The following is a 15,966-nucleotide window of genomic DNA, read 5'->3' as shown; positions in this document are numbered from 1 at the left end:
GAACCGGAAGACGGATCGGCGGCGCTGTCGTGAAAGAGACTTGGTCTCGGAAAGAGTCTGGGCATGGCATCTGCTGCAGAGCAAATGGCGGCGAACCTGAGCTGGGGCGCCTTGGGCAAGGCGACCGACCTTCGCCAGCGAATCTTCTTCACCATCGGCCTGCTGATGGTCTACCGCCTCGGCACCTATATCCCGGTTCCGGGCATCGACGGCTCTGCCCTGCGGCAGTTCATGGACGATGCGGGGGCAGGGATCGGCGGCATCCTGAACATGTTCACCGGCGGCGCGATCAGCCGCATGGGGATCTTCGCGCTCGGGATCATGCCCTATATTTCGGCCTCGATCATCGTGCAGCTGATGTCCTCGATGGTGCCGAAGCTGGAGCAGCTGAAGAAGGAAGGCGAGCAGGGCCGCAAGAAGATCAACCAGTACACCCGCTACGGCACGGTGCTGCTGGCGACCTTCCAGGCCTGGGGCATCGCCGTCAGCCTCGAGGCGGGCGATCTCGCCACCGAGCCCGGGCTGTTCTTCCGCCTCGCCTGTCTGGTGACGCTGGTCGGCGGCACCATGTTCCTGATGTGGCTGGGCGAGCAGATTACCGCCCGCGGCATCGGCAACGGCATCTCGCTGATCATCTTCGTCGGCATCCTCGCCGAGGTTCCGGCGCATCTGGCGCAGTTCTTCAGCCAGGGCCGCTCGGGGGCGATCAGCCCGGCGGTGATCGTCGGGGTCATGGTGATGGTGGTGGCGGTGATCGCCTTCGTCGTCTTCATGGAGCGGGCGCTGCGCAAGATCCATATCCAGTATCCGCGCCGCCAGGTCGGCATGAAGGTCTATGACGGCGGCTCCAGCCACCTGCCGATCAAGGTGAACCCGGCGGGCGTCATCCCGGCGATCTTCGCCTCGTCGCTGCTGCTGCTGCCGGTGACGATCTCGACCTTCTCAGGCGCCCAGACCGGGCCGGTGATGTCGACCATCCTCGCCTATTTCGGGCCGGGGCAGCCGCTGTACCTGCTGTTCTTCACGGCGATGATCGTGTTCTTCGCCTATTTCTACACTGCCAACGTCGCCTTCAAGGTGGATGACGTTGCCGAGAACCTGAAGAACCAGAACGGTTTCGTGCCCGGCATCCGTCCCGGCAAGAAGACCGAGGAGTATCTCGAGTATGTGGTGAACCGCATCCTCGTGCTCGGCTCGGCCTATCTCGCCGCGGTCTGCCTGCTGCCCGAGATCCTGCGCGGCCAGCTGGGTATCCCGTTCTACTTCGGCGGCACTTCGGTGCTGATCGTGGTCTCGGTGACGATGGACACGATCAACCAGGTGCAGTCGCATCTTCTGGCGCACCAATATGAAGGGCTGATCGAAAAATCGCAGCTCCGGGGAAGGAAGCGGACAGGGGCCAAGGCTCCGACCCGCCGCTGAGGGAAGGTTTCATGGTAAACGTCATTCTTCTGGGGCCGCCCGGCGCCGGCAAAGGTACGCAGGCCAAGCGTTTGGTGGACGAGCGCGGCATGGTGCAGTTGTCGACCGGCGACATGCTGCGCGAGGCCAAGACCAGCGGCTCGGAGATGGGCCGCAAGGCCGCCGAGGTGATGGACCGCGGCGAGCTGGTGACCGACGAGATCGTCATCGGCCTGATCCGCGAGAAGCTCTCCACCCCTTCGGCGGGCGGCTTCATCTTCGACGGCTTCCCGCGCACCCTGCCGCAGGCCGACGCCCTGGCCGACCTGCTGGCCCAGATGGGGCAGGGGCTCGATGCGGTGATCGAGATGCAGGTGGATGATGCGGCTCTGGTGGCCCGCATCACCGGGCGCTACACCTGCGGCAACTGCGGCGCGGTCTACCACGACCAGACCAAGCCGACCGCCACCCCCGGCGTCTGCGATGCCTGCGGCTCCACCGACCTGCGCCGCCGGGCCGACGACACCGAGGCCGCGCTGTCCAAGCGGCTGATGGAATACTACAAGAAGACCTCTCCGTTGATCGGCTACTACTACGCCAAGGGGCAGCTTTCGTCTGTCGACGGGCTCGCCGACATGGAGACGGTTTCGGCAGAAGTCGCCAAAGTGCTTGACAGCGGCAAATAAGCCGCCTGCGGCCTTGACGCACAGGTGAAAACCCCATAAGTCACGGCGTCCCGCAAGGGAATCGTCGCGGCTGCGGGGTTTCCGCAATCAGACGACTGACCGGCAAGGCTGAGCTTGCGCCGGAGTTGTGAAAAAAGGTCCTGGCACTACGGGGCCGCAACCAAAAAGGAAAAACGTTTGGCACGTATTGCTGGCGTCAACATCCCGACTTCCAAGCGGGTTCCCATCGCCCTGACCTACATCACCGGCATCGGTCCGCATATCGCGGAGCAGATCTGTGAGGCCGTGGGCATCGACCGCGCCCGTCGCGTGAACGAACTCTCCGACGCCGAAGTGCTGGCGATCCGCGAGCACATCGACGCCAACTTCACCGTGGAAGGCGACCTGCGTCGCGAAACCTCGATGAACGTGAAGCGCCTGATGGACCTCGGCTGCTACCGTGGCCTGCGCCACCGTCGCAACCTGCCGGTCCGCGGTCAGCGTACCCACACCAATGCGCGCACGCGCAAGGGTCCGGCCAAAGCCATCGCTGGCAAGAAGAAATAAGGGGCGCTGAAATATGGCACGTGACAAGACCCGTATGAAGCGTAAAGAGCGCAAGAACATCGCCGCCGGCGTTGCTCATGTGAACTCCTCCTTCAACAACACCAAGATCCTGATCTCCGATGTGCAGGGCAACGCGATCTCCTGGTCGTCCGCCGGCACCATGGGCTTCAAGGGCTCGCGGAAATCCACGCCCTACGCCGCCCAGATGGCGGCCGAGGATGCGGCCCGCAAGGCTCAGGAACATGGCATGAAGACCATCGAGGTCGAAGTGCAGGGCCCGGGTTCGGGCCGCGAATCGGCGCTCCGCGCGCTGGCTGCGGTCGGTCTCAACATCACTTCGATCCGTGATGTGACCCCGATGGCGCACAACGGCTGCCGTCCGCCGAAGCGCCGCCGCGTCTGAGGTTTTCTCAATAGGGTCGGGCCGTGCCATGGGCGCGGCCCGATTACGTCATTTCTGATCCTCGGGCGTCACCTGCTTAAGGACATGGGCAGGAGACAGGTATGGAGGTTACACGCATGATCCACAAGAATTGGGCCGAACTGATTAAGCCGACGCAGCTGGTGGTGAAGCCGGGTGCGGATCCGGCGCGCATCGCCACCGTCATTGCGGAACCGCTTGAACGCGGCTTCGGTCTGACGCTGGGCAACGCGCTGCGTCGCGTGCTGATGTCGTCGCTGCAGGGCGCGGCCATCACCTCCGTGCAGATCGACAACGTCCTGCACGAGTTCTCCAGCGTTGCCGGCGTCCGCGAGGACGTGACCGACATCGTGCTGAACCTCAAGGGCGTCGCGATCAAGATGGAAGTCGAAGGGCCGAAGCGCCTGTCGATCTCCGCCAAGGGTCCGGGCGTCGTCACCGCCGGCGACATCTCCGAATCGAACGGCATCGAGATCCTGAACAAGGACCACGTGATCTGTCACCTCGACGACGGCGCCGACGTCTTCATGGAACTGACCGTCAGCACCGGCAAGGGCTACGTTGCCGCAGACAAGAACCGCCCCGAGGATGCGCCGATCGGCCTGATCCCGATCGACGCGATCTACTCGCCGGTGAAGAAGGTCAGCTACGAGGTCCAGCCGACCCGCGAGGGCCAGGTGCTGGACTATGACAAGCTGACCATGCGCGTCGAGACCGACGGCGGCCTGACCCCGGACGACGCCGTGGCCTATGCCGCGCGCATCCTGCAGGACCAGCTGTCGATCTTCGTGAACTTCGACGAGCCGGAATCGGCGATGCGTCACGACGTGGAAGACGGGCTGGAATTCAACCCGCTGCTGCTGAAGAAGGTCGACGAGCTCGAGCTGTCGGTGCGTTCGGCGAACTGCCTGAAGAACGACAACATCGTCTACATCGGCGATCTGATCCAGAAGACCGAAGCCGAGATGCTGCGCACCCCGAACTTCGGCCGCAAGTCGCTGAACGAGATCAAGGAAGTGCTTTCGGGCATGGGCCTTCATCTCGGGATGGACGTCGAGGATTGGCCGCCGGAAAACATCGAGGATCTGGCCAAGCGTTTCGAAGACCAGTTCTGAGAAAAGCAGGGTGGGGTATAACCCCACCCTACGCAAATGCCCCGCCAGGCGGGGGAACTCCGGGCATGATGCCCCAAGGTGAGCCGCCCATGCGAGGGCGAGCCGGACAAAGCAAAACTGAAGGAGAAGACCCATGCGTCACGCACGCGGATACCGCCGCCTGAACCGCACCCACGAGCACCGCAAGGCGCTGTTCGCCAACATGGCCGGCTCGCTGATCGAGCACGAGCAGATCAAGACCACCCTGCCGAAGGCCAAGGAACTGCGTCCGATCATCGAGAAGCTGATCACGCTCGCCAAGCGCGGCGACCTGCACGCCCGCCGTCAGGCCGCCTCGCAGCTGAAGCAGGACCAGTATGTCGAGCGCCTGTTCGCCATCCTCGGCCCGCGCTACGCCAACCGTCAGGGCGGCTATGTCCGCGTGCTGAAGGCCGGCTTCCGCTATGGCGACATGGCGCCGATGGCGATCATCGAGTTCGTCGACCGCGATCCGGCCGCGAAGGGCGCTGCCGACAAGGCCCGCACCAATTCGGAAGAGTTCGTCGACGTCTGAGGTCGGCGTCGCGCGATATTTTCAAGGCCCGCCTCAGGCGGGCCTTTTCTTTTGCATTGAGGCGGTATTTTATCGAAAATGCGCTCCGACAAATCAAACTGATAGGCTTTGTCTATTGCTTTGCTGCGTCTGGGCAGCTCTAATTGCGCCAGTTGTTCCGCGATAACAGGTTTGCCGCTTGATGAGAGCCGGCGCCGATCGCGATCGTCGAAGAAAAGAATGTCCGTGACCTTGGGTGCCGATTTCGAATTCCGACAGCTGGGTTATTTGGCCCCTGCAGGATATCTAGTCGCGCTGCATATCCGGTTCACCACACCTTTGATTGCCCGCCACAGCTATGATCCGGCATGGATCGAGCGTTACAGCGAGCGCGGCTATCTGATGACCGATCCGGCGACGCTCTGGGCTTTCGCCAATACCGGCTCGATCCGTTGGAGCGATCTGGCAGAGTCCGACCCGGCAGGGGTATTCACCGATGCGCGCAGTTTCGGCCTGGCCTATGGCGTCACCTGTTCGCATGGCCCGCTGCGCTCGCGCAGCATCGGCAGTTTCGCGCGCGGCGACCGGGAGTTTGCCGAGGACGAGATTGCAAGGCTGCATGACACCATGTTGCGCCTGCATGAACTGACGGCTCCGGCCGAAGATCTGACCGAAGCGCAGATCATCGCGCTGCGCTGCATCGCCAATGGCGACCGGCATGCGGCGGCGGCGGAAAAGCTCGGCATCTCGGAAAGCGCGCTGAAAGCCCGCATTCTCGGCGCGCGGGTGAAACTCGGGGCCCGGACCACGGCCGAGGCGATCCGGCGGGCCAAGGATTTCCGGCTGCTGTGACACGCAAGCGTGGCTTGTGGCGGCGGGCGGGCTGATTACATATGCCGGTGCCATCCTTCTGGAGTCTGCCGATGCGTCTGGTCCCGATTGCCGCCCTGTGTCTGCTCTTCGTCACGCCGCCGGGCCTCCACGCCGAGACCGTCGTCCCGAGCTCGCAGGCCGAGATCAGCCTCGGCTTCGCGCCGGTGGTGCGGAAGGTCGCGCCGGCGGTGGTGAACATCTATGCCAGCCGTGTGGTGCAGACCCGGGTCAGCCCTTTCGCAGCCGACCCGTTCTTCGACCAGTTCTTCCGCGACTTCGGCGCGAAGCAGCCGCGGCTGCAGAATTCGCTCGGCTCCGGCGTGATCGTTTCGGCCGATGGCATCGTGGTGTCGAACTACCACGTCGTCGGGCAGGCGACCGAGATCAAGGTGGTGCTGAACGACCGGCGCGAGTACCGGGCCGAGGTGCTGCTGTCCGATCAGGAAAGCGATCTGGCGATCCTGAAGCTGGAGGATGCGAGCGAGCTGCCGGTGCTGCCGCTGCGCAATTCCGACGAGGTCGAGGTCGGCGAGCTGGTGCTGGCCATCGGCAACCCCTTCGGCGTCGGCCAGACCGTGTCCTCCGGCATCGTCTCCGGGCTGGCGCGCTCGGGCCTCTCGGTCGATGGCGGGCGGGGGTATTTCATCCAGACCGACGCGGCGATCAACCCGGGCAACTCCGGCGGGGCGCTGATCGACGTGGCGGGGCGGCTGGTCGGCATCAACACGGCGATCCTCACCCAGTCCGGCGGCTCCAACGGCATCGGCTTCGCCATCCCGGCCAATCTGGTGCAGAGCTTCATCGCCCAGGCCGAGGCGGGCGAGACCAGCTTCCAGCGGCCCTGGGCCGGGGTCACCGGGCAGGCGGTCGACGCCTCGCTGGCCGAGGCGATGGGCCTGCCGCGGCCCGAGGGCGTCGTGCTGACCGACCTGCATCCCGCCAGCCCGTTCCGCGAGGCGGGGCTCTTGCCCGGCGACGTGGTGCTGACCTTGGCCGGGCAGCGCACCGACAGCCCGCAGGAGGTGATCTTCCGCATGGCCTCGCTCGGCATCGGCGAGACGGCCCCGGTCACCTATCTGCGCGACGGCAAGGAGCGCGCGGCCGAGCTGGCGCTGATCGCCGCCCCGGACCGCCCCGACCGCGAGGCGCTGACGCTGGGCGACGATACGGTGCTCTCGGGCCTCTCGGTGGCGCGGATCAACCCGGCGGTCATCGCCGAGCTGGACCTTCCCTTCGTCGGCGAGGGGGTGGTGGTGACCGCCTCCGAAGGGCTGGCGGCGCGGGCCGGGCTGCTGCCGGGCGACATCCTGCTGGCGATCAACGGCGAGGGCATCGACCGCCCCGCCGACGTGCGCCGCGCCGCCGGCGACCGGGTGCGCTACTGGGCGATCGACGTGTTGCGCCAGGGCCAGCAGTTGCGGCTGCGCTTCCGTCTCTGATCCCTTTCCACGGCTGCCTCGGCGGCATAGGCTCCCCAGATGTCCGATCTCTTCGATACGCCCCATGCCGCGCCGCCCGAAGCGCCCCGCCCGCTGGCCGACCGGCTGCGGCCGAAGACGCTGGCCGAGGTGATCGGCCAGCAGAAGGTGCTGTCGCGCGACGGGCCTCTGGGCGCGATGCTGACGGCGCAGAGCCTCTCGTCGCTGATCCTCTGGGGTCCGCCGGGGGTGGGCAAGACCACGATCGCTCGACTGCTGGCGAAGGAGACCGATCTGGCCTTCGTGCAGATCTCGGCGATCTTCACCGGGGTGCCCGACCTGCGCAAGGTGTTCGAATCCGCCAAGCTGCGCCGCGGCAACGGTCAGGGTACGCTGCTTTTCGTCGACGAGATCCACCGCTTCAACAAGGCGCAGCAGGACGGTTTTTTGCCCTACATGGAGGATGGCACCATCCTTCTGGTCGGGGCCACCACCGAGAACCCCAGTTTCGAGTTGAATGCCGCGCTGATGTCGCGGGCGCAGGTCATCGTGCTGGAGCGGCTGACGCTGACCGATCTGGAGCTGCTGGCCCAGCGGGCCGAGCAGGAGCTGCACCGCGCGCTGCCACTGAAGGGCGAGGCGCGCGAGGCGCTCTTGGAGATGGCCGATGGCGATGGTCGGGCGCTGCTGAACCTGATCGAGCAGGTCATGGCCTGGAAGACCGACGCCGCAATGGACCGCGACCAGCTCGCCAAGCGGCTGATGCGGCGCGCCGCGAAATACGACAAGTCGGGCGAGGAGCATTACAACCTCATCTCCGCCCTGCACAAATCGGTGCGCGGTTCCGACCCCGACGCGGCGCTCTACTGGTTCGCCCGGATGCTGGAAGGCGGCGAGGACCCGCGCTTCCTCGCCCGCCGCATCACCCGGATGGCGGTGGAGGATATTGGGCTGGCCGATCCGCAGGCGCAGGGCATCTGCCTGGAAAGCTGGAACACCTACGAACGGCTCGGCTCGCCCGAGGGCGAACTGGCGTTGGCGCAGGCGCTGGTCTACCTCGCGCTCGCGCCGAAATCGAACGCGGTTTACACCGCCTACAAGCAGGCCCGCGCCTCGGCCAGATCGACCGGGTCGGAACCGCCGCCGAAGCATATTCTGAACGCGCCGACCAAGATGATGAAGGAGATCGGCTACGGCTCGGGCTATCAGTATGACCACGACGCCGGGGATGGCTTCTCCGGGCAGGACTACTTCCCCGAGACGATGAAGCGTCCGGTCTGGTATCTTCCCGAAGAGCGGGGCTTCGAGCGCGAGCTGAAGAAACGGGTGGAGTATTTCTCCAGGCTCAGGACCAAGCGGCAGGGCGGTTGAGCCTGCACCGGTTGACATTCGGGGGGCGAGGCCACAGAGAAGCGCGATGATCATGACCCTTCCCCAGGTGGCGCTCGGCGGCGCCCTCGGCGCCTCGTTGCGCTACCTGACCAATGTCGCCGCGATGCGCGCCTTTGGTCCCGGCTTTCCCGTGGCCACCGTTGTCGTCAACGTCCTCGGCTCGTTCCTGATGGGCGTGCTGGTGGTGGCCTTGGCGGAGAAGGGCGGCATGCGCTTCGCCCCCTTGCTGATGACCGGGATGCTCGGCGGCTTCACCACCTTCTCGGCCTTCTCGCTGGATGCGGTGACGCTCTACGAGCGGGGCCAGATCGCCTTGGCCGGCGGCTATGTGCTGGGTTCGGTCATCCTGTCGCTCGCCGCATTGGTTGCGGGCATGGCCATCACACGGGGACTGCTATGAGCGTGCAACTGCTGACTGTCGCGGCGGAAGAGGGCGAGCAGCGCCTCGACCGCTGGTTCAAGCGCCGCTTCCCGCATGTGACGCAGGGCGCCGTCGAGAAGATGTGCCGCACCGGCCAGATCCGGGTGGATGGCGCGCGCGCCAAGGCCTCGGACCGCGTGGCGCCGGGGATGGAGATCCGCGTGCCGCCGCTGCCCGACGCCGAAGCGCCGCGTCCGCGCGAATCCCGCGTGTCGAAGTCCGACGAGCAGATGATCCAGGACTGCGTGATCTTCCGCGACGAGCACATGATCGTGCTGAACAAGCCGCCGGGCCTGCCGTCGCAGGGCGGCTCGGGGCAGGGCGACCGGCATGTCGACGGTTTGGCCGAGGCGCTGAAGTTCGGCTACAAGGAAAAGCCGAAGCTGGTGCACCGGCTCGACAAGGACACCTCCGGCGTCCTGATGCTGGCCCGCACCGACCGGGTGGCGCGTGGGCTGTCCGAGGCGCTGCGTCACCGCAACACCCGCAAGATCTACTGGGCTGCCGTCGCCGGGGTGCCGAACCCGCGGCAGGGCTCGGTAAAATACGGGCTGATGAAGGCGCCGGGCCATGGCCGGGGCGGCGAGGGCGAGAAGATGCTCTGCGTCCATCCCGCCAAGATGGCCGATTATCCGGAGGCCAAGCGCGCCCAGACCGATTTCTTCACCCTCTGGTTCCTCGGCAGCCGGCTGTCCTGGATGGCGCTGTCGCCGATCACCGGCCGCACCCACCAGCTGCGCGCGCATATGGCCGAGCTGGGGCATCCGATCATCGGCGACGGCAAGTATGGCGGCTCGGGTCAGGAGAACCTCGGTGATGGCTGGGGCGCGACCCTGGGCGGCGAGCTGAGCCGCAAGCTGCACCTGCATGCCCGCAGCCTGACCGTGGAGCATCCGGTAACCAAGGTGCTGACGACCTTCACCGCCCGGCTTCCCGAGCATATGGCCAGGACCTGGGCGCAGTTCGACTGGAAAGAGGGCGACGTGCCCGAGAACCCCTTCAGGGACAGCTGATGGCCGCCTGGACCGCGAAACGTTTCTGGAAACAGGCGACGGCCGTGGCCTGCGACGGCGGCTTCACCGTGCGGCTCGACGAGCGCCCGGTGAAGACACCGGCCAAGACGCCGCTCGTCGTGCCGACGCGGGCGCTGGCCGAGGCGATCGCCGCCGAATGGGACGCGCAGCAGGGGCTGGTGAACCCGGATTCGATGCCGACCACCCGCATGGCCAATTCGGCGCTGGACAAGGTGGCGCCGCAATTCGCCGAGGTGGCCGACATGCTGGCCAGCTATGGCGGCACCGACCTGCTCTGCTACCGCGCCGAGGCCCCGCGCGAGCTGGTCGCCCGGCAGGCCGCCGCCTGGGACCCGCTGCTAGACTGGCTGGCCGAAAGCCACGACGCGCCGCTGCGGGCCACCGCCGGCGTCATGCACATCCCGCAGCCGGAGCCGAGCATGGCCCGGCTCACCGCCCGGGTCCATGGCTTTTCTCCCTTCGAACTGGCAGCGGTCCATGATCTCGTCGCCATTTCCGGCTCGCTGGTGCTGGCCCTGGCGGTCACTGACGGCCGGCTTGCGCCCGAAGAGGCCTGGACCCTCTCGCGCCTCGACGAATCCTGGCAGATCGAGCTCTGGGGCGAGGACGAAACCGCCGCCGAATCCGAGGCCGTCCGGCGCGACGCTTTCCTCCATGCAGCGCGATTCTACGGATTGTGCCGGTAACAATCCTGCGCTACTCAGGCTCGCCGGAGCGCGGGATTGCCTTATCTCTGCGCAAACGGATGTAATTGCACAAAACTTCGGCGAGTTTCTCGTTTGTCTTGACGTTTCAAACTGCTTCGGACGACACTGACTTCCACTGAGGGGATGGTTTCCTCCAAAAGTGGCGTCTCCACCCGTCCGGGGACACGAACAAGAATCCGCCTGAAATCGGGCGGTAAATCAGGAAGAGGTACGCATGAAAAAATCCGCTTTTCTTGGCACGCTGACTGTGGCGGGCCTTGCGGCCGGCATGGTGTCCGCGGCGACGCTCGACGACGTCAAGGCGCGTGGCGAGCTGAACTGTGGTGTGTCGACCGGTCTGACCGGCTTTTCGCTGCCCGACGCCAACGGCGTCTGGTCGGGCTTTGACGTGGCGATCTGCCGCGCCGTCGCCGCCGCCGTTCTCGGCGATGCGACCAAGGTGAAATTCGTCCCGACCACGGGGCAGACCCGTTTCACCGCGCTCGCCTCGGGCGAAGTGGACATGCTGGCGCGGAACTCCACCTGGACCTTCTCGCGCGACACCGACCTCAAGCTCGATTTCGTCGGCGTGAACTACTACGACGGCCAGGGCTTCATGGTCCGCAAGGACCTCGGCGTGACCTCGGCCAAGGAGCTGGAAGGCGCCACGATCTGCATCCAGACCGGCACCACCACCGAGCTCAACCTCGCCGACTGGTTCAAGACCAACAACCTGAACTACACCCCGGTCGCCATCGAGACCAACGCCGAGGGTGAGCAGCAGTACGCCGCCGGCGCCTGCGACGCCTACACTACCGACGCCTCGGGCCTCGCCTCGACCCGCGCTTCCTTCGCCGATCCGGAAAACCACATCATCCTCCCCGAGATCATCTCGAAAGAGCCGCTCGGGCCGGCCGTGCGCCATGGCGACAACCAGTGGGCCGACATCGTGCGCTGGACGCTGAACGCGCTGATCGCCGCCGAGGAATACGGTGTGACCTCCGCCAACATGGAAGAGCTCGCCGCCAACTCGCCGAACCCGGAAGTGAAGCGCCTGCTGGGCGCTGAGGGTGATCTCGGCGTGATGACCGGGCTCGACAAGGACTGGGCCAAGCGCGCCATCGGCGTCGCCGGCAACTACGGCGAGATCTTCGCCGCAACCATCGGCGAAGCCACCCCGATCGGCCTCGCCCGTGGCCTGAACGCGCAGTGGACCCAGGGCGGCCTGCTCTACGCTCCGCCGTTCCGGTAAGCTGATCGCAGGGGGCGCGTCGCAGGACGCGCCCCTTCGCACCTGATGCCGCAAGGCTTCGACCACACAGGGTAACAATTCGGACGCTCGGGGCGCAACGACGCCAGAACCACCGGCAAAAGCCGGTCCGGCAGGTCCGTATCATGGGGATACCGCATGGCAAACGTCGCGGACGTGCCGAAGCCCAGCTTTCGGCTCAGCATGTTGCTTTACGATACGCGCTACCGATCGCTGACCATCCAGATCGTCGTCTTCCTGCTGGTCATGGCAGGCGCGGCATGGCTGGTCGACAACACGATCCGCAACCTGCAGGCGCTCGGCAAGGATTTCAACTTCAGCTTCCTCGGGGCGCGCGCCGGCTATGACATCAGCCAGCGGCTGGTGGAATACACCAACGACAGCACCCACGGCCGGGCGCTGCTGATCGGCCTGTTGAACACGCTCTTGGTGGCCTTCCTGGGCTGTATCGCGGCGACGGTCATCGGGGTTCTGGTCGGCGTGCTGCGCCTGTCGAAGAACTGGCTCATCGCCCGGCTGATGACGGTCTATGTCGAGATCTTCCGCAACATCCCGCTGCTCTTGTGGATCCTGCTGATCTACGCCGTCTTCACCGAGGCCGCCCCGGCGCCCAACGCCTTCCGGGTCAATGCCGAAACCGGCGAGGCCGCCACCTCGATGTTCCTCGACGCCTTCGCCGTCACCAACCGCTACACCGCGATCCCGAACCCGGTCTTCGGCCTCGATCTCGGCTGGCTCAACATCGGGCTGTTCTACGTCAGCGTCGATTTCCTGCTGCTGGTCGCTGCGATTGTCGTCGGCTTCTTCCTGAACCGGATGGCGCTGCGCCGCGCCACCCGCATCCAGGAGGCCACGGGCGACCGTCCGACGACCTGGTGGCAATCGCTGCTGCTGCTGGTCGGCATCCCGGTGGCGGCGCTGATCGCCATGGGCTTCCACTTCGAGTTCCCCGAACTGAAGGGCTTCAACTTCACCGGCGGGCTGAACGTGTCGAACTCCTTCATGGCGCTCTGGCTCGCCCTGTCGCTCTACACCGGCGCCTTCATTGCCGAGATCGTCCGCGCCGGCGTGCTCGCCATCTCCAAGGGCCAGTCCGAGGCCGCCTTCGCCCTCGGCCTGCGTCCGGCGCGCACCATGAACCTCGTGATCCTGCCGCAAGCGCTGCGGGTCATCATTCCGCCCCTGATCTCGCAATACCTCAACCTCACCAAGAACTCCTCGCTCGCCATCGCCGTTGGCTACCTCGACCTGCGCGGCACGCTGGGCGGCATCACGCTGAACCAGACCGGGCGCGAGCTGGAATGCGTGCTGTTGATGATGCTGATCTATCTGACGATCAGCCTGATCATCTCGGGGCTGATGAACGTCTACAACGCCTCCGTCAAACTGAAGGAGCGGTGAGATGAGCGATACCCACGCACAGACCGTTCCCTTCGTCCGCGACACCATGCTGCCGCAGGCCAACCCGCCCACCACCGAGGCCGGCGCGGTGCGCTGGATGCGCGAGAACCTGCTGTCGGGACCGCTCAACGTGATCCTGACCCTGCTCGCCATCGCGGCGATCTACTGGGTGGTGCAGGGCATGCTGCCCTGGCTGCTCGCCTCGGTCTGGAACGCCGGAAGCATTGCCGAATGCCGCCAGATCATCGCCGACGCCGGCCGCGAAAGCGGCGCCTGCTGGGCGGTGATCCGCGAGCGCTGGCCGCAGTTCCTGTTCGGCTTCTACCCGAACCACCTCTATTGGCGGCCGGTGACGGCGCTGCTGCTGCTGTTCGTGGCGCTCGCCCCGGTGCTCTTCTCCAAGGCGCCGCGGCAGCTCCTGTGGTTCAGCGCGATCTATCCCGGCCTCGCCTTCTGGCTGCTCTGGGGCGGGTCGGTCTTCGTGCCGGTGGTGGCGCTGCTCGGCCTCGCCCTCGGCTGGGCCGCCTTCCACTTCGGCCAGCGGATCAGCCCGCTCGCCGGGGTCGTTGCGGCGATCCTGCTGCCGGTGCTCTGGTGGCTGTTCCTCGCCGGCCCTGTCGCCGAAGACCTGGGCAACCTGCTGCCGCGCTCGATGCCCTGGTGGATGGAGGAGGTCCGCTCCGACAAGTTCGGCGGCTTCGTCCTCGCCCTCACCATCGGAGTCTCGGGCATCGCCCTGTCGCTGCCGCTGGGCATCGTGCTGGCGCTCGGGCGGCAGTCGGACATGTTCCTGATCAAGAGCCTGTCGGTCTGCTTCATCGAGTTCATCCGCGGCGTGCCGTTGATCACGCTGCTCTTCACCGCCTCGCTGCTCCTGAACTACTTCCTGCCGCCGGGCACCACCTTCGACATCATCCTGCGCGTCATCATCATGGTCACGCTGTTTGCCGCGGCCTATATCGCCGAGGTGATCCGGGGCGGTCTCGCCGCCCTGCCGCGCGGCCAGTACGAGGCGGCGGATGCGCTGGGGCTCGACTACTTCCGCGCCCAGCGGCTGATCATCCTGCCGCAGGCGCTGAAGATCTCGATCCCGGGCATCGTCTCGACCTTCATCGGCATGTTCAAGGACACGACGCTGGTGGTCTTCGTCGGCCTGCTCGACCCGTTGAAGGGCATCACCGACGCCGTGCGCGCCTCTCCGGACTGGAAGGGCATCTACTGGGAGCCCTACATCTTCGTCGGCGCCATCTTCTTCATCTTCAACTTCAGCATGTCGCGCTACTCGATGTATCTCGAGCGCAAGCTGAAAACCGACCATCGCTGAGGAGCTGTGACATGACCGAAACCATCGCACGGGCCATCGACCGCAGCCACATGCAGGTCAGCGACGAGGTGGCGATCCAGATCGTCCAGATGAACAAGTGGTACGGCACCTTCCATGTGCTGCGCGACATCAACATGACGGTGAACCGGGGCGAGCGCATCGTGATCTGCGGTCCCTCCGGTTCGGGCAAGTCGACCCTGATCCGCTGCATCAACCGGCTGGAGGAGCATCAGGCCGGGCAGATCGTGGTGGACGGGACCGAGCTGACCTCCGACCTGAAGAACATCGACAAGGTGCGCTCCGAGGTCGGCATGGTGTTCCAGCACTTCAACCTCTTCCCGCATCTCACCATCCTCGAGAACTGCACCCTCGCGCCGATCTGGGTCCGCAAGACCCCGAAGAAGGAGGCCGAGGAGATCGCCATGCACTATCTGCGCAAGGTGAAGATCCCCGAGCAGGCGAACAAGTATCCGGGCCAGCTGTCGGGCGGGCAGCAGCAGCGGGTGGCGATCGCCCGCTCGCTCTGCATGAAGCCGCGGATCATGCTCTTCGACGAGCCGACCTCGGCGCTCGACCCCGAGATGATCAAGGAAGTGCTCGACACCATGATCGAGCTCGCCGAAGAGGGCATGACCATGCTCTGCGTGACGCACGAGATGGGCTTCGCGCAGGCCGTGGCCAACCGGGTGATCTTCATGGATCAGGGCCAGATCGTCGAGCAGAACGAGCCGCGCGAGTTCTTCAACAACCCCAAGAGCGAGCGGACCAAGCTGTTCCTCAGCCAGATCCTCGGCCACTGAGCCGCGCTGCCGCGCACCCGGAGGCGTCGCATGAAAATGCGGCGCCTTTGGCGTTTTCGCGGGCAGTTTTCCCGGCCCTGCAGGTCTGGCCCCGCCGGAAACTGCGACCTCCCTGCGCTTTGAGCCCGCAGCCTAGCCCCTTACCCTGAGGAAAGGTGTGCGCCGCCGATGATCAAGCAACCGCCGCCCGACCCCGAGGAGGGACGGGCGGGCAGCAAGGGATATCTGCACATGGCAACCGTCACCTTCACCTCACCGATCATGCACGGGCCGAAATCGGTCTATGCGGTCGCGGGCGACACCAAGACCATTCTGGTGCTGGCCGAGGAGAACCACATCCCGATCCCCTTCGACTGCCGGGACGGCAACTGCGCCTCCTGCCTGATCGAGGTGACCTATGCCGAGCCATCGGTGAAGAAGGGCATCACCCTGACCGAGAAGGAAAAGCTGAAACTGAAGGAGCTGGGCAAGCTGACGGCGCAGGACATCGAGGATGCCGAGGTGCGCGACCTGCCGCCGCCCTACCGGCTGGCCTGCCAGTTCATCGCCCGCGACGAGGATGTGACGGTCAGCTTCTCGGGCGCGCCGGGCGGGGCCTGAGCGGCGGGCGTCGCTCTCGCGGAAAGGGCGGNGGNGTGTCCGTCCG

17 protein-coding genes are annotated in these 15,966 nt (G+C 65.7%); all 17 read left to right on the top strand.

Annotated features, from left to right (window positions below):
* The first annotated feature begins 63 nt into the window (after nt 1–63).
* A complete protein-coding gene (secY, locus tag C5F48_RS12485) occupies nt 64–1,422 on the top strand; it encodes a preprotein translocase subunit SecY (protein ID WP_107664241.1) in 1,359 nt (452 codons plus the stop codon).
* A gap of 11 nt (nt 1,423–1,433) precedes the next feature.
* Nucleotides 1,434–2,087, top strand: coding sequence for an adenylate kinase (locus C5F48_RS12480; RefSeq protein ID WP_107664240.1), 654 nt, complete (start codon nt 1,434–1,436; stop codon nt 2,085–2,087).
* 177 nt (nt 2,088–2,264) lie between these two features.
* Nucleotides 2,265–2,633, top strand: a complete 369-nt coding sequence (gene rpsM / locus C5F48_RS12475; protein WP_107664239.1) for a 30S ribosomal protein S13 — start codon at nt 2,265–2,267, stop codon at nt 2,631–2,633.
* Nucleotides 2,634–2,646: 13 nt separating this feature from the next.
* On the top strand, nt 2,647–3,036 hold the full coding sequence (rpsK, locus tag C5F48_RS12470) for a 30S ribosomal protein S11 (RefSeq protein WP_107664238.1): 390 nt from the start codon (nt 2,647–2,649) through the stop codon (nt 3,034–3,036).
* A 116-nt stretch (nt 3,037–3,152) separates the two neighbouring features.
* Nucleotides 3,153–4,169, top strand: coding sequence for a DNA-directed RNA polymerase subunit alpha (locus C5F48_RS12465; protein WP_107664237.1), 1,017 nt, complete (start codon nt 3,153–3,155; stop codon nt 4,167–4,169).
* A 133-nt stretch (nt 4,170–4,302) separates the two neighbouring features.
* Nucleotides 4,303–4,722: a 50S ribosomal protein L17 gene (rplQ, locus tag C5F48_RS12460; RefSeq protein WP_107664236.1), complete on the top strand. Its 420-nt coding sequence runs from the start codon at nt 4,303–4,305 to the stop codon at nt 4,720–4,722.
* A 219-nt stretch (nt 4,723–4,941) separates the two neighbouring features.
* Nucleotides 4,942–5,553 (top strand): autoinducer binding domain-containing protein, encoded by a 612-nt coding sequence (locus C5F48_RS12455; protein ID WP_107664235.1) that lies wholly within the window; start codon nt 4,942–4,944, stop codon nt 5,551–5,553.
* A gap of 71 nt (nt 5,554–5,624) precedes the next feature.
* Nucleotides 5,625–7,013, top strand: a complete 1,389-nt coding sequence (locus C5F48_RS12450) for a Do family serine endopeptidase (protein ID WP_107664234.1) — start codon at nt 5,625–5,627, stop codon at nt 7,011–7,013.
* Nucleotides 7,014–7,052: 39 nt separating this feature from the next.
* The gene (locus C5F48_RS12445; RefSeq protein WP_107664233.1) at nt 7,053–8,363 is read left to right on the top strand and encodes a replication-associated recombination protein A; all 1,311 of its coding nucleotides are present in this window, start codon (nt 7,053–7,055) and stop codon (nt 8,361–8,363) included.
* A gap of 46 nt (nt 8,364–8,409) precedes the next feature.
* Complete coding sequence (gene crcB, locus C5F48_RS12440) at nt 8,410–8,784, top strand: fluoride efflux transporter CrcB (protein ID WP_107664232.1); 375 nt, start codon at nt 8,410–8,412, stop codon at nt 8,782–8,784.
* The gene (locus tag C5F48_RS12435; RefSeq protein ID WP_107664231.1) at nt 8,781–9,818 is read left to right on the top strand and encodes an RluA family pseudouridine synthase; all 1,038 of its coding nucleotides are present in this window, start codon (nt 8,781–8,783) and stop codon (nt 9,816–9,818) included. The genes crcB and C5F48_RS12435 overlap by 4 nt, the downstream gene beginning before the upstream one ends.
* Nucleotides 9,818–10,525, top strand: a complete 708-nt coding sequence (locus tag C5F48_RS12430; RefSeq protein ID WP_107664230.1) for an ATP12 family chaperone protein — start codon at nt 9,818–9,820, stop codon at nt 10,523–10,525. The genes C5F48_RS12435 and C5F48_RS12430 overlap by 1 nt, the downstream gene beginning before the upstream one ends.
* A 235-nt stretch (nt 10,526–10,760) precedes the next feature.
* On the top strand, nt 10,761–11,777 hold the full coding sequence (locus tag C5F48_RS12425; RefSeq protein ID WP_107664229.1) for an amino acid ABC transporter substrate-binding protein: 1,017 nt from the start codon (nt 10,761–10,763) through the stop codon (nt 11,775–11,777).
* Nucleotides 11,778–11,933: 156 nt separating this feature from the next.
* Nucleotides 11,934–13,196 carry an amino acid ABC transporter permease gene (locus tag C5F48_RS12420; RefSeq protein ID WP_107664228.1) on the top strand — a complete coding sequence of 421 codons (1,263 nt, stop codon included), beginning with the start codon at nt 11,934–11,936 and terminating at the stop codon, nt 13,194–13,196.
* Between the two features lies 1 nt (nt 13,197).
* Nucleotides 13,198–14,520: an amino acid ABC transporter permease gene (locus tag C5F48_RS12415; RefSeq protein ID WP_107664227.1), complete on the top strand. Its 1,323-nt coding sequence runs from the start codon at nt 13,198–13,200 to the stop codon at nt 14,518–14,520.
* 11 nt (nt 14,521–14,531) lie between these two features.
* On the top strand, nt 14,532–15,320 hold the full coding sequence (locus C5F48_RS12410; protein ID WP_107664226.1) for an amino acid ABC transporter ATP-binding protein: 789 nt from the start codon (nt 14,532–14,534) through the stop codon (nt 15,318–15,320).
* Between the two features lie 168 nt (nt 15,321–15,488).
* Nucleotides 15,489–15,920, top strand: a complete 432-nt coding sequence (locus tag C5F48_RS12405) for a 2Fe-2S iron-sulfur cluster-binding protein (RefSeq protein ID WP_281269383.1) — start codon at nt 15,489–15,491, stop codon at nt 15,918–15,920.
* The last annotated feature ends 46 nt before the right edge of the window (nt 15,921–15,966 follow it).

Source organism: Cereibacter changlensis JA139 (assembly GCF_003034985.1).
Taxonomy (GTDB): domain Bacteria; phylum Pseudomonadota; class Alphaproteobacteria; order Rhodobacterales; family Rhodobacteraceae; genus Cereibacter; species Cereibacter changlensis.
This window is presented reverse-complemented; position numbering and strand designations above follow the sequence as displayed.

Excerpts from the sequence above, each read along its gene's own strand:
- rplQ (WP_107664236.1), top strand. The coding sequence starts at position 4,303 with ATGCGTCACGCACGCGGATACCGCCGCCTGAACCGCACCCACGAGCAC.
- C5F48_RS12415 (WP_107664227.1), top strand. The coding sequence starts at position 13,198 with ATGAGCGATACCCACGCACAGACCGTTCCCTTCGTCCGCGACACCATG.
- C5F48_RS12445 (WP_107664233.1), top strand. The coding sequence starts at position 7,053 with ATGTCCGATCTCTTCGATACGCCCCATGCCGCGCCGCCCGAAGCGCCC.
- C5F48_RS12455 (WP_107664235.1), top strand. The coding sequence starts at position 4,942 with ATGTCCGTGACCTTGGGTGCCGATTTCGAATTCCGACAGCTGGGTTAT.
- rpsK (WP_107664238.1), top strand. The coding sequence starts at position 2,647 with ATGGCACGTGACAAGACCCGTATGAAGCGTAAAGAGCGCAAGAACATC.
- C5F48_RS12480 (WP_107664240.1), top strand. The coding sequence starts at position 1,434 with ATGGTAAACGTCATTCTTCTGGGGCCGCCCGGCGCCGGCAAAGGTACG.
- secY (WP_107664241.1), top strand. The coding sequence starts at position 64 with ATGGCATCTGCTGCAGAGCAAATGGCGGCGAACCTGAGCTGGGGCGCC.
- crcB (WP_107664232.1), top strand. The coding sequence starts at position 8,410 with ATGATCATGACCCTTCCCCAGGTGGCGCTCGGCGGCGCCCTCGGCGCC.
- C5F48_RS12450 (WP_107664234.1), top strand. The coding sequence starts at position 5,625 with ATGCGTCTGGTCCCGATTGCCGCCCTGTGTCTGCTCTTCGTCACGCCG.
- C5F48_RS12425 (WP_107664229.1), top strand. The coding sequence starts at position 10,761 with ATGAAAAAATCCGCTTTTCTTGGCACGCTGACTGTGGCGGGCCTTGCG.
- C5F48_RS12430 (WP_107664230.1), top strand. The coding sequence starts at position 9,818 with ATGGCCGCCTGGACCGCGAAACGTTTCTGGAAACAGGCGACGGCCGTG.
- C5F48_RS12405 (WP_281269383.1), top strand. The coding sequence starts at position 15,489 with ATGATCAAGCAACCGCCGCCCGACCCCGAGGAGGGACGGGCGGGCAGC.
- C5F48_RS12435 (WP_107664231.1), top strand. The coding sequence starts at position 8,781 with ATGAGCGTGCAACTGCTGACTGTCGCGGCGGAAGAGGGCGAGCAGCGC.
- C5F48_RS12410 (WP_107664226.1), top strand. The coding sequence starts at position 14,532 with ATGACCGAAACCATCGCACGGGCCATCGACCGCAGCCACATGCAGGTC.
- C5F48_RS12465 (WP_107664237.1), top strand. The coding sequence starts at position 3,153 with ATGATCCACAAGAATTGGGCCGAACTGATTAAGCCGACGCAGCTGGTG.
- C5F48_RS12420 (WP_107664228.1), top strand. The coding sequence starts at position 11,934 with ATGGCAAACGTCGCGGACGTGCCGAAGCCCAGCTTTCGGCTCAGCATG.